This window comes from Micromonospora rosaria (assembly GCF_001567585.1).
GTDB lineage: Bacteria > Actinomycetota > Actinomycetes > Mycobacteriales > Micromonosporaceae > Micromonospora > Micromonospora rosaria.
Genome location: NZ_LRQV01000309.1, coordinates 1 through 1,139 on the forward strand (window position 1 = coordinate 1; position 1,139 = coordinate 1,139).

A 1,139-nucleotide genomic window follows, 5' to 3' on the forward strand; every position below is an offset into this window, starting at 1 on the left:
CGGAGTTCACCGCCGGCCTCTGGGCGGCGCTGACCTCGGGCGGCACCTGCGTCCTGACGGCCGGGCCCCACCCCACCCCGGCCCGGCTGGCCGACCTGGTCGCCGCGCACGGCGTCACCACCCTCGACCTGCCCACCGGGCTGTTCGAGCTGATGGCCGACGAGCACCCGGCGACCCTCGCCCGGCTCCGGCAGGTCACCACCGGGGGCGCGCCGCCGTCGGTCACCCACCTGGCCCGGGTCCGCCGCCAGCACCCCCGGCTGCGCCTGGTGCACACGTACGGGACCCCGGAGAGCGGCGCGTACGCCCTCGGTCACCCGGTCGACGCGCCGCAGCCCGGCCGGCCGGTACCGGTCGCCGGGGCCGACCAGCGCTGCCACGTCCTGGACGCCCGGCTGCGGCCGGTACCGGTCGGGGTCGTCGGCGAGCTGTACCTCTGCGGCCCCGGCCTGGCCGACGGGTACCCGGGGCACCCGGGCGGCACCGCCGCCGTCTTCGTCGCCGACCCGTACGACCCGGCCGGCGGGCGGATGCTGCGCACCGGTCAGCTCGCCAGCCGGGCCGCCGACGGCACCCTGCGCCTGCACGGGCCCGTCGCCGGGACCGTGCTGCGCGGGGCGCGGATCGACCCGACCGAGGTGACCACGGTGCTGACCGCCCACCCGGGGGTCCGGCGGGCCGCCGTCGTGGTCCGCACCGACGAGCCGGGCGGTGAGCGGCTGGTGGCGTACCTCGTCCCGGCCGACCCGCCCGCCGCCCCCACCGTGGCCGAGCTGCGCCGGCACGCCGCCGAGGCGTTGCCGGAGCACCTGCGCCCGGCGGAGTACGCGATCCTGACGACGCTCCCGCTGACCCCGGACGGGCGGCTGGACACCGCCGCGCTGCCCGCCCCGGCGGAGGCGGCGAGCGCCGCCGGCGCGGCGGCGGACCCCCGGGTGCGGCTGCTGCGGGACCTCTTCGCCGAGGTGCTCGACGGGCGGCCGGTCGGGCCGGAGGACAACTTCTTCCGCGTCGGCGGGCACTCGCTGCTCGCCGTGCGGCTGGTCAACCGGATCCGGTCCGCCCTCGCCGTCGAGATCACCATCCGGGACGTCTTCCAGGCCCCCACCCCGGTCGCCCTCGCCGAGCGGCTCGCCGCG

1 protein-coding gene is annotated in these 1,139 nt (G+C 79.5%); it reads left to right on the plus strand.

All coding sequences use genetic code 11. From position 1 onward, the window contains the following. On the plus strand, nt 1–1,139 hold a 1,139-nt coding region (locus tag AWW66_RS32240), incomplete at both ends, for a non-ribosomal peptide synthetase (RefSeq protein ID WP_157528350.1).